This window comes from Ensifer sp. Root142, from assembly GCF_001426785.1.
GTDB lineage: Bacteria > Pseudomonadota > Alphaproteobacteria > Rhizobiales > Rhizobiaceae > Ensifer > Ensifer canadensis.
On record NZ_LMFK01000023.1, the window covers coordinates 317,742 to 328,690 of the forward strand.

At 58.7% G+C, this 10,949-nt stretch carries 8 protein-coding genes; 5 read left to right on the forward strand and 3 right to left on the reverse strand.

Annotated elements, in window-relative coordinates; translation table 11 throughout:
* Positions 1–218: 218 nt before the first annotated feature.
* The 5 genes from lsrA to ASD52_RS22625 all read left to right on the forward strand — a co-directional run bounded on the left by lsrA (position 219) and on the right by ASD52_RS22625 (position 6,115).
* On the forward strand, positions 219–1,721 hold the full coding sequence (gene lsrA / locus ASD52_RS22605) for an autoinducer 2 ABC transporter ATP-binding protein LsrA (protein ID WP_057225500.1): 1,503 nt from the start codon (positions 219–221) through the stop codon (positions 1,719–1,721).
* Positions 1,714–2,745 (forward strand): autoinducer 2 ABC transporter permease LsrC, encoded by a 1,032-nt coding sequence (gene lsrC / locus ASD52_RS22610; RefSeq protein WP_057209584.1) that lies wholly within the window; start codon positions 1,714–1,716, stop codon positions 2,743–2,745. Before lsrA ends, lsrC begins: the two co-directional genes overlap by 8 nt.
* Positions 2,742–3,758: an autoinducer 2 import system permease LsrD gene (locus ASD52_RS22615; protein WP_057225502.1), complete on the forward strand. Its 1,017-nt coding sequence runs from the start codon at positions 2,742–2,744 to the stop codon at positions 3,756–3,758. Before lsrC ends, ASD52_RS22615 begins: the two co-directional genes overlap by 4 nt.
* Positions 3,755–4,786, forward strand: coding sequence for an autoinducer 2 ABC transporter substrate-binding protein LsrB (lsrB, locus tag ASD52_RS22620; protein WP_057209592.1), 1,032 nt, complete (start codon positions 3,755–3,757; stop codon positions 4,784–4,786). Before ASD52_RS22615 ends, lsrB begins: the two co-directional genes overlap by 4 nt.
* Positions 4,787–4,858: 72 nt before the next feature.
* Positions 4,859–6,115 carry a class II aldolase gene (locus ASD52_RS22625; protein ID WP_057209596.1) on the forward strand — a complete coding sequence of 419 codons (1,257 nt, stop codon included), beginning with the start codon at positions 4,859–4,861 and terminating at the stop codon, positions 6,113–6,115.
* 403 nt (positions 6,116–6,518) lie between these two features.
* Here the strand turns inward: ASD52_RS22625 and ASD52_RS22630 are convergent, their stop codons facing one another.
* From ASD52_RS22630 to ASD52_RS22640, 3 genes are all read right to left on the reverse strand, one after another.
* Entirely contained in the window at positions 6,519–7,610 is a 1,092-nt protein-coding gene (locus tag ASD52_RS22630) for a GSU2403 family nucleotidyltransferase fold protein (protein ID WP_057209599.1), read from the reverse strand.
* Positions 7,611–8,499: 889 nt separating this feature from the next.
* Positions 8,500–9,195: a response regulator transcription factor gene (locus ASD52_RS22635; RefSeq protein ID WP_057209602.1), complete on the reverse strand. Its 696-nt coding sequence runs from the start codon at positions 9,193–9,195 to the stop codon at positions 8,500–8,502.
* Positions 9,192–10,640: a HAMP domain-containing sensor histidine kinase gene (locus tag ASD52_RS22640; protein ID WP_057209603.1), complete on the reverse strand. Its 1,449-nt coding sequence runs from the start codon at positions 10,638–10,640 to the stop codon at positions 9,192–9,194. Before ASD52_RS22640 ends, ASD52_RS22635 begins: the two co-directional genes overlap by 4 nt.
* Positions 10,641–10,949 lie beyond the last annotated feature (309 nt).

Here is a 10,949-nt window from a genome sequence, read left to right on the forward strand (position 1 = left end):
TTGTGATCATTTGAATATTGCAAAAACATTTGATACGTCAACGGTGTTGAGCGCCGAAATAATTTATTGATCGGCAACCGACTGATATTGCGCGATTATTTGCGCGTCTGGTCCTCATGTAGTCATTTCCATCTCCGTTCGACACGGATGACCATATTGACGGTGGTAGGGCGTTATGATCACATGATGGTAACCGAATACATTTGAACAGGTGGGGAATGGTGAAGGAACAAGCGGCCGGGAAGGTCGCCCTTCTAGAGGACATCTGGAAATCCTATGGTGCGGTGCCGGTCTTAAAGGGCGTCTCGCTGGCGCTCGAAGCCGGAGAAGTGCACGCGCTTCTCGGAGGCAATGGCGCAGGCAAATCCAGTCTGATGAAGATTATGTCCGGAGTTATTCCGGCCAACTCCGGCCGCATCGAAATCAACGGCCGGACGTTGATGCATGCCTCGCCGGCTCTCGCCCAAGACCTCGGTCTCTATCTGGTGCCGCAGGAAGCGCATATCCTGCCAAACCAGACGGTTTTGGAAAATATCTGTCTGGGCTTGACGCTGTCACCACGCTCGCTGCGGCCTCGCGTCGAGGCGCTTGTTGCCGAGCTTGCCGTTGCGGTGGATCTCGATGCGCAGGCAGCATCGCTCGAGATCGCCGAACGGCAGATCGTCGAAATTCTGCGTGGCCTGGTGCGGGACGCGCGCGTCCTCATCCTCGACGAGCCAACCTCGGCTCTGACACCCTTCGAGTCGAGCGCACTTTTCGAACGTGTGCGAAAACTGCAGGGGCAGGGCGTCGGCATTTTCTTCATTTCCCACAAGCTGCGTGAAATCCGGGAAATCTGCAGCGCGATCAGCGTGCTTAGGGACGGTGTCATCGTGCTCTCGGGGCCGCTCCACGACCATACGGACGCCGAGATCGTGGAGGCAATGAGCCGTGTACCGCTTGCAGCCGGCAACGGACCCGCCAAGCTCGGGCGCAAGGTTGCGCAGATCGGTCAGCCGAGGCTCACGGTGCGCGGGCTGTCGGGAGAGGGCTTTCGCGACATCGACCTAGATGCCAGGGCAGGGGAGATCCTCGGTCTTGCCGGTGTCGTCGGTGCCGGGCGCACGGAGTTTGCCGAGACACTTTTCGGCCTGCGCAGACAAAGCGCCGGGAGCGTGCATCTTGAAGGCAAGGAGCTGAAGAACCGGCAGCCACGGTCGTGCATCAATCACGGCCTCGTCTATCTGCCGGAAGACCGCCAGCAGAACGGCCTTTTCCTCGAAGCGCCGCTCTACTGGAATGTCTCGTCGTATCTTATCCATCGCCTGCCGTTTTTCCTGCGGCCGGGAATTGAACGCCGGATCTTCGACGGCTTTCGCGACAGCATGGGCATAAAATGCACCGGCGCCGGCCAGGCAGCGCGTGGCCTTTCCGGGGGCAACCAGCAGAAGGTTCTCATGGCAAAATGCCTATCGGCGAAGCCGAAGGTGTTGATCCTCGACGAACCGACGCGCGGGGTGGACGTTGCCGCCCGCAATGACATCTACGGACTGATCCGCACGCTTGCCGGCGACGGCGTCGCCATCGTCCTCATATCCTCCGATTTCGACGAGATCGAGCAATTGGCCGATCGCGTTCAGGTCATGGCCTTTGGCCGACACGGCGGCGAACTCTCGGACGCGATCAGCGTGGATGCAATCGCCAGACTGGCCTTCGGCGCCTCGGAGGCTCACCATGCTTGATCTCTTCGCCCGGAACCGCGTTGTCACGCTCATCTTCATCCTGACCCTTGCCTACGCCGCAATCGGCGCAGCGGCGCCGGGCTATCTCTCCGGAGCAACGGTCTCGACCGTGCTGTCGAGCAGCCTGGTTTTGATGCTGATCTCGCTTGGCACCATGGTCGTTATCCTGACGCGCAACATCGATGTGTCGAGCGGCTCGGTGCTCGGTCTGAGTGCCGCAGTGCTTGGCCTCACGTTGAATGCGGGTCTCTGCCTGCCGCTCTCGATCGCCCTTTGTCTGCTCACCGGCGCGCTGGCAGGTGCGTTCAACGGGCTGATGGTCGCCTATCTCGGCATACCGTCGATCGTCGCCACCCTTGGTACGCTTGGTCTTTATCGCGGCGTCATGCTGGTCATGACCGGTGGACGCTGGATCGAGGACCTGCCGCAGGATCTGAAGGCGCTTTCCACCAATCTCGGCTTCGGTTTCTCAGCGCTGACAGTCGTCGTCGTTCTGCTAATCGTCACGCTCTGGATTTTCGTGCGCAAGACGCGTTTCGGCCGCTTCTTCTATGCGGTCGGCGACAACAAGGCGGCAGCGCACCACCTCGGCGTGCCGGTGCGGCGCGTCCAATTTGCCGCCTTCGTCGCGGCCGGATCTTGCGCCGCTCTGGCAGGCGTCGTCTTTGCCGCCCAGATCGGCTTCATTCCGAACCAGGCGGGCAACGGCATCGAACTCAAGGCGATCGCGGTCAACGTTCTCGGCGGTGTCAGCCTTCTCGGTGGCACCGGATCGGTCGCAGGCGTTGTCGCCGCCGTGATCTTCATCACCTCGATCGACAGCGCACTCGTCTTCCTGAAAATTCCCGCCTACTGGAACGACTTCATCGCCGGTGCGCTCCTGCTCTCGGTACTCCTTCTCGATGGCCGCATTCGTCAACTTATCGATCGGCGCATTCGTGCGCGCCGCTACGCCATCCACGATCGTGCGCCCGCCCACGATACTAAGTCTACAACATCCAGGATTGCGGAGACGAGCCGATGAAAAAGTTGATCTTCCGCTGGGAGACCGCGTTGCTCGCCATGCTGGTGGCGGAGCTTGCAATCTTCGGCATCATCAATCCGCGCTTTCTCAATCCCGCGAACCTGATCTACGGCACCTCGGATTTCGTCCAGATCGGCATCGTCGCCTTGCCGTTGACTTTGGTGATCATCGCCGGCGGCATCGACGTCTCCTTCGCATCGGCCATCGGCCTTGCAGCAATTGTGTTCGGAGTCGCGACTTTCTACGCCGTACCGCTGCCGCTATCGATCCTGATATCGCTTGCGACCGGCGCGGTTTGCGGCCTGTTCAACGCCAGCGTTATTCACCTGTCGAAGATCCAGCCTCTCGTTGTCACCCTCGGCAGCCTCTATCTGTTTCAGGGAACCGCGACCGTCGCTTCGGGCTTTGTCGGGGCCGGCGGTTACGAGGGGATCGGCAACTTCCCGGAAGCCTTCAATGGGTTCGGCTACGCACAACTGTTCGGGCTGCCCGCGACCCTTGCCGTATTTCTCGGGCTTGCATTCGTGCTCGTAGTGCTCCTGCATTTCACGCGCTTCGGCCGTGCCGTCTTTCTTGTTGGCCAATCGGAGAGTGCGGCTCGTTTCGCCGGCATTCCCGTGGCCACCATCCAGACCGTCACCTACGTCGTCACCGGACTTTGCGCCGCGGTGGCGGGGCTGGTGATGTCCGCCTATTTCGGCTCTGCGCGCGTCGATCTCGGAGCCGCGACACTGCTTCCAGCCGTCACGGCGGCCGTGCTTGGTGGTGCGTCGATCTACGGCGGGCAGGGGTCCATTCTCGGCACGCTGATTGCCACATTCGTCATCGGCTACCTGCAGCAGGGCCTGCAGGCGAGCGGTGTTTCAAGCCAGATTTCCAGCGCACTTTCGGGAGGGTTGCTGGTTATAGCGGTCGCACTGCGCCACGGAAGCGCTTTGCTTTCCGATTTCGTCGCCGTTGCCCGGCAACAGAAGAGCCGGGCGGCTGTCACCTCAGGAGGAGAAAGAAAATGAACAACACAATCGTCAAAACCGCCGCCCTTGCGGCCAGCCTTCTTGCCGGCACCGTGCTTGCATCAGGCACGGCGCAGGCCGAATCCCAGATCGCCTTCATCCCCAAGCTAGTCGGTGTCGGCTTCTTTACTAGCGGTGGGGCCGGAGCGGTAAAGGCCGGCGAAGAGGTTGGCGCCAAGGTCACCTACGACGGTCCGACCGAGCCAAGCGTCTCCGGCCAAGTGCAGTTCATCAACAACTATGTGAACCAGGGCTACAACGCCATCATCGTTTCGTCCGTTTCGCCGGATGGACTTTGCCCGGCCCTGAAGCGTGCGATGGAGCGCGGTGTGCTGGTGATGACCTGGGATAGCGACGTCAATCCGGATTGCCGGAGCTACTACATCAATCAGGGCACGCCAGAACAACTCGGAGGTCTGCTTGTCGACATGGCCGGCGAGGGCGTGAAGAAGGAGAAGGCGAAGGTTGCCTTCTTCTATTCGAGCCCGACCGTCACCGACCAGAACGCCTGGGCGGAAGCTGCCAAGGCGAAGATCGCCAAGGAGCATCCCGGCTGGGAGATCGTAACCACGCAATATGGCTACAACGATGCGCAGAAGTCGCTGCAGACGGCAGAAAGCATCCTGCAGACTTACCCCGATCTCGACGCGATCATCGCGCCCGACGCCAACGCCTTGCCGGCCGCAGCCCAGGCCGCTGAAAACCTGAAGCGGGCAGATGGCGTCACGATCGTCGGGTTTTCGACACCGAACGTCATGCGGCCCTACATCGAGCGGGGCACGATCAAGCGGTTCGGTCTCTGGGATGTGACCCAGCAAGGCAAGATCTCGGTCTTCGTCGCGGACCACGTCTTGAAGAACGGTCCCATGAAGGTCGGTGACAAGCTGGAAGTCCCAGGCGTCGGCACGGTCGAAGTCTCGGCCAACAAGGTTCAAGGCTACGACTACGAGGCCGAAGGCAACGGTATCGTGCTGCTACCCGAGCGTACCGTCTTCACCAAGGATAATATCGGCAATTTCGACTTCTGATCTTGAAAACACCAGGCCGGGTGGCCTGCGAATGGCCGCCCGTTCTCACTTGATGAAAAATGGAAACCCATCATGAAAAGCCGCTGGGACGACATCGACGCCAACCGTTACGTGGAGGCCGCCCGGTCCGCTGGCCATAGCGAAGCGTTGGGGCTACGCATCTATACCTCGCGCATCATCGGTGGCGATCCGGACCTTGTGCTGCACGGCGGCGGCAATACATCGGTCAAAGTGACGGGCGAGGACGGCTGCGCGCTCATGCATATCAAGGGCAGCGGTTGGGATCTCGACACCATCGAGGCGCCTGGCCTGCCAGCGGTGCGATTGCCGGAGCTTCTGGCGGCGCGCGACGGGCTGAGGCTCTCCGATCCCGATATGGTCGCCTTGCTGCGCGCCAATCTGCTGGATGCCAGCGCGCCCAATCCTTCGGTCGAGGCGCTTTTGCATGCCTTCATCCCCCACGAATTCGTCGACCACACGCATGCAACCGCGATCCTGGCGCTAGCGGATCAACCTGGCATGCGCGATACCGTCGAACGTCTCTACAGCGGCCGCGTAGCCTTCGTGCCGTATGTGATGCCAGGTTTTGACCTATCAATTGACGGAGCTCGCATCTTTGATGCCCACCGCGATTGCGAGGGCCTCTGGCTGGAAAATCATGGCCTGTTCACTTTCGCCGGCACGGCGCGGGCGTCGTACGAATTGATGATCGAGTTTGTAACATTGGCCGAGGAGGAACTGGCGAGCAAAGGGATTAAACTGACCGGTCCGCAACAGAGCGACCGGAGTCCCGACGCCGCTCTGCAAACACGTCTCACCTCAGTGCTGACTGGCGAACGGTCCCCCTTTGCCCCCGGCGTTTCGCTGGATTATCGCTCAACGGAGGCAATACGTCAGCACGTGCGCAAGAGCAATGTCGAAGAGATTGCCCTTCGCGGCACCGTAACGCCCGATCACGTCATTCGCATCAAGCCTTGGCCGATGTTCATTGACGCAGGTGCGCGTGATCTCGAAATCGAACAGGCGCTGGAGAGTTACAAGGAGCGCTACCGCGCTTACTTCAATCGCCACGCCGCGCACTCAGCAGAGCCGAAAACCATGCTCGATCCCTATCCGCGTGTCGTGGTCGTGCGTGGAGAGGGCATGTTTAACATCGGCACCAACGTAAAGGCCGCCAAAATCGGCGGAGATCTTTGCGAGCAGGCGACACGTGCGATCAATGCTGCTGAGTCGTATGGCCGATTCACGCCAATTGGAGAGGCCGAGTTGTTCGCCATGGAGTACTGGGTTCTCGAACAGGCGAAACTGAAGGTCACTCAGGCAAACTGAGCCGGAAGACGGCAGCGGCGATTATGGCTGTATCGGCGCATGGCAACACAAGAATTGGCGCCGTTTTCCGCGTGGCTGCTTGACCGGGGATCGTCTCTAACCTGCGGGTATGCCGCATGCCATCGCCGCGCATCAACTGTTTTTTTACTTGAAGAATTCTTCGATATTGGCCGGAGTTTTTTGCCGGTTATGTTGGGTACGTTGCACCCAACTCCTTGGTCATGCTGGCGACGTGTTTTCGCGAGGCGGATTGCCAAACTCTAGTCCAGAAGCGACAAGCCACCCGACATTCGCGTGGTAGTTTTAGAAAAAAAACATGCTCCATAATGGGTCCGGTCTTTAACTTCGTCTTGTTGTCTCACGGACAGTCCCTATTACCTGCGACGACACGCCCTCTACTTCCTCACTGCCGATCTTCGGGGCGTACCTTGCCGATCTCCTGATTACCCCGCCGCAGAACTTGGAAGAGCATCTTTCGGCCTTGCTCCGTCAACAAGTCCGTACCCTCCTGCAGAGCCTCGCGCCATGCAGGTCCGCGCTCTTCGGCTTCTTCATATGCAAGTGCAAAGTCGGATGCCCGCCGCGTCTCGTAGAGAGCTTCAAAGAGGAGTTCGGCCTGTTTAAGGTCTTTGTCGCGCTTCAGAACGAAGTGGCCGTCCGTTCGGCGCTTGGTCGCAATGATAAGCTTGTGAACAGCGTACCGAGACGGCTCCGGAACATTAACCGGGATACCGCTCTTGTGCAGCAGCACCGTTCTCATCGGATCTCGGATGAGGAAGTCCAAGTAGCGCAGCGGGTCTGCGCTGGCACCGCCGAGAGCGGGCATCGTTGACGGCTGATCGCTATAGTCGTCGGAGCCGCGGTTGGAGGTCAGGAACTCCACCCTGTAGCCGCGCTTGGTTTGGAACGCACTCGACGCTGCCGATCCCGATCGATGCGGGACAGGCCGGAAGGTGGGATCGACCGAGCGCAGGAGATCGAGGATCGGGGGGAGGGAGTCTTCGACCTCCCGGCTGACGGCGTAGTCTTGAGCGATGTCTGCATCGCCAGTTACGATCGTCGCCATGGGCAGGCGCACGCCGAGGATGCCGCTGTAGGTCTGGAAGGCCACCGTGCCGATGAGGACGCCGCGGAGCCGAAACAGGCCTCCGGCTGCGAGCGCCTCGACGATATCGCCGGACATGGGGTCGGGCGCGATCATGCCTCCTTGCCGGGTCAGCGAGGCCACGATGCGCCTGCGATCCCGCAGACTGTCCTTGTCACGTTTGAAGTCCTCGACGCGCTGCGCGATCTCTTCATCGTCAGCAGGACCGACGTAGCGGCGCTTCTTGCCGCCCGAGCCATCCGGCATGTCGAAATACCAGTAGCGCTTGCCCTTGACCTCTGATGTGATGAAACGGCCCTCGGGCGGGAAGTCTGCTGTCCATGCCGCGTCCATAGTCCTCTGCGCCAGCTCAGCAAGCATCGTCTGGTACATGAGGTCGATGTTCTTCAACGTCATCTCCTACGAGTTGTGACCATTTATGCAAATATGGTCATAACAGAAAGGAGGCGGGAGGGGAACATGGGTTAGAAACGGTGTCGCGTGGATCGTCCTGCGGGGTTCGAAGACTGTGCATAATGCATGGGGCCGGCCACGTCGGCAATCATTCTTGACCATACGCTCGGGTGATCGCTTCTCCCCAGCGCGGCCGCCGGTATCATGGGCAGACGAGCATTATGCCCGTCTTGTTCTATTTTGGACGGCCTGGGATCGCACATGTGGCGGCTGGATTGCTAACCCTGTACGACGGTATCGAGGGCCAGCGTAAACCGGCTCCGGCGTATCCTCGGCTTGGTTTTTTCTTTCTCTCATGCTATATGTAGGTAATTGCTTACATTGAGGTCTACCGCACAACCCAGGCGTTGCTCAACAAGCGACTGAGATAACCCGTGGCCAAAACGAGATCGAGTGATCGCCGCATAATGTATACTCGCGGTCGCGCTGCGCACCCTGTTGACCGCCCGGAAAAGCCGAAAAGATGCAATAATACCTCGAAGCGTCGTCCGCTCACGCCGCCTGGTGGACGTTCCTTGTGAAGGCGTAGTCTATGCTTCGAGCACCAAAACTTTCGCTAAATCACTGAATTAATAGGGATGTTCTATGGATGTCCGCAGCTCGACCGTGACCCACGGCAACTTCGCCTCATGAAGGAGGCTCGCCGTTGCGAACTAAAGGTTGGAACGTCTCACTTCGAGGGCGTGACCGCCAAATTGCATTGTCGACATCATTTCCTACCAATTGGCCTCCTCACCGATCGACAGCGACCTCAAGGCGCGGAGAGGCCAGACGCGGCCTCGGCGAACATGCGGGCCGCAGATGGGGCCAAAATCTTGTAGAATCTTCATTGCACAACGGTCGGGGCTGTGAACGTATAGCCCACCCCATAGACCACTTTTATCGGCACATGCAGGTTGGTCTGCTCCCCTATCTTACGGCGAAGGCGGCTGACGACTGCATCCAGATGCCGGTTATCAAAATGGGTTCTGGGGCGGGCAAGGGTCTCCGCCAGTTCCTCGCGTCTGCAGATGCCACCGTCATGTTTGCAAAGCGTATTGACGAGCGCGAACTCGGTTGCCGTTAGCTTGAGCGAGCGTTGGTTGGGCGCAGTGAGAGTCCAATTTCTGCTGTCCAACGCCCATTTGCCTGCCCCGCCGTCCGCTAAATCACCTTGATCACCTGTTCGCCGCAGTAGGCTACGGATCGCTGCTTCGATCTCCCGCAAGGTGCTGTGCTTGACGAGATAAATGTCGGCTCCACTTTCAAAGCCGCGAATGCGGTCGTCACCGTCGCCAAGAGCTGTAAGCATGATGATGCCGCAGCGACCGGCCTCACGGATTTCGCTGGCCAGGTCGAAACCATTGCCATCAGGCAACCCGACATCGAGGATGATGACATCGGGCGGCTCATCATTTGCCAGTGTCTGCCGCAAACCTTCTGCTGTCGCAGTTCCTTCGGCCGTGAAACCGCACAATCCCAGAAAATCAACCAGATCCCTGCGCAGTCGCTGTTCGTCCTCGACGATCAAAATGCGGGTCAACCCATTATCTCCTCTTGCAGGGCGGGCTCTGTCGTTCCGCTCAAGATAGGCACACGCGCCACAGCCGCCGTTCCCCCTCCTTCACGGGGTAGCAGCTCCAATGTGCCGCTATGATAGGCCAGAAGCTTACGGGAAGAGTAAAGGCCAAGCCCGGTCCCGCTTCCGGCCTTGGCGTTGGAGGCTCGGAAGAAGCGGCGACCAATTTTGTGTGCCTCAGCTTTCGGTATACCGATACCGCGATCACACACTTGGATAACGACGAAGCCACTTGCCGACAGGGTATCAATATGAATGGACTGGTTCTCGGGCGAATATTTGAAGGCGTTGTCGATGAGATTGATGACGACGGTTGCCAGCATATCGGGATCGACGAAAACCGAAGTTGATTCCCCGTACGTTTTGAAATGCAATCGTTCCCCGCGCCCGGTCATTTCGAAATGGAACTGCACGTCGGTCATCAGAGATCCGATCTGCATCGATTGCGGTCGAAAGCCATTGTCTCGGTCGTTCGTCATGAAGCGATCAATAAGGGAGAACAGCCGGTCTAGCGCCTCGCCGATCCCGGTAAGCCGTTCCTTTGTTGCTTCACGCGATCTGTCACCGACCAGACCGATCATGTCGGCCGCATTACGGATGACCGCCAAGGGAGTGCGAAACTCGTGACTAACAATGCGCATGAAGTCCGCCTGCTCCTCACGAAGCGCGCGTTCGGTTTCAAGGCTGGTATTCAATTGGTTTTCAAGGCTCCTGCGTTCCACCACTTCCCGTAACAAAGCGTCGTTTTTCTCGCGTAGGGCCTCTGATAGTCGCGAACTGACCATGAAGAGGAGGCAGGCAAACAGAGCGATCAGAAACAGAACGCCCTGCAACAGGTACCAGGCGTTGCGATTGTCGAGGACCGTGATGTCTTGGGCGACGGCCGGGTTCCAGTACTCGATCGCGCTGTGAATTATACTGGCTGCGATATATTCGGCCAATACCGCAATGGTAATCCATCGCAAAAGCCAAGGCTGTGTCCGGTCATGCAGGAGCGCCACGGACATCAATGACATCATGATGATCGTGAAGAGGGTCGATGAGTGGATGCGGATGGCAATGTTGCCCGGATCGACGGCGAGGGCGATGCTCCAGGCCACAATCTGAAAAATGAGCAGCGAAATACCGATCCAGGTGTAGCGGGGTTGGCCAAGGAAGCGCGCCAGTCCTTCGGCGAGCAGGACCAGACCGAGTTTTATTACAGTGTTGTGCAACACGATCGACCATGCGGCAGGCTGCTCGCCTCTCAAGATCATCAAGAGAAGCCCTATGGCAATGGCGGTAAACCCCGCAGCAAGGAACTTGAGCTCGTAGAGATGACGCCATGCCAACCAGACGAAGATCCAGACGATCGCCTGCAGGCTGGCAGTCGCCAGATTGACGACCAGGACTGTCTTGAGGTCAAGCATTCTTGAGCATTTGTACGGTGTCCCCTGCTGCTTCAAGTCACGCGATCATGCAACCTATAGCTGGCAGGAGTCCAGCGCAGGCGCAAGAACAATCAAGTGATGCAAGAATTTACAAGAGTTCAGCTGAATTGATCGATTGATGTTTTTGTCTGTCATCGATCGCAAATCCCAAGAGCTCTGCATGAAGCGTCGGCTGTAGGATTTGGTCAGAATTGAATCGTTTTGTTCGGTTGAATCTCCGGCATTTGTCGCTTTATCGTTCGCATGGTTGTGGCCTTGCCGTTTTGGTTGAAGGAAGTCGCGTCGAGG

Coding starts and splice junctions, on each gene's coding strand:
- ASD52_RS22640 (WP_057209603.1), bottom strand. CDS start 10,640: ATGCTTGACCTCAAGACAGTCCTGGTCGTCAATCTGGCGACTGCCAGC.
- lsrA (WP_057225500.1), top strand. CDS start 219: ATGGTGAAGGAACAAGCGGCCGGGAAGGTCGCCCTTCTAGAGGACATC.
- ASD52_RS22625 (WP_057209596.1), top strand. CDS start 4,859: ATGAAAAGCCGCTGGGACGACATCGACGCCAACCGTTACGTGGAGGCC.
- ASD52_RS22615 (WP_057225502.1), top strand. CDS start 2,742: ATGAAAAAGTTGATCTTCCGCTGGGAGACCGCGTTGCTCGCCATGCTG.
- lsrB (WP_057209592.1), top strand. CDS start 3,755: ATGAACAACACAATCGTCAAAACCGCCGCCCTTGCGGCCAGCCTTCTT.
- lsrC (WP_057209584.1), top strand. CDS start 1,714: ATGCTTGATCTCTTCGCCCGGAACCGCGTTGTCACGCTCATCTTCATC.